Here is a 246-nt window from a genome sequence, read left to right on the forward strand (position 1 = left end):
TGGGGTGCGCGCTCGCCCTGGCGGCCGGACTCGTCGCGGGGCTCTCTGCCGGGGTCATGGTCGGCCTCGTCACCGGAGCCGTCGGCACTCTCATCGCCGGGCTCACCGGAGTTCCCACGGACCTGACCACGGCGGGAGACCCCAAGGCGGTATTGCGTCGCGACGTCCGCACTTTCGCATTGATCTTCCTTGCCATGGCGCTCGCCATCGGCACCGTCGTCGATCTGGTGACCGGCCTGGCCGTCA

Annotated in this window: 1 protein-coding gene; it reads left to right on the forward strand. The window is 69.9% G+C overall.

Features of this window, described 5'->3' with window-relative positions; genetic code table 11:
- On the forward strand, positions 1 to 246 hold a 246-nt coding region (locus B7L92_RS40805; protein WP_218030495.1), incomplete at both ends, for a hypothetical protein.

The organism is Streptomyces viridosporus (assembly GCF_002078235.1).
GTDB lineage: Bacteria > Actinomycetota > Actinomycetes > Streptomycetales > Streptomycetaceae > Streptomyces > Streptomyces viridosporus.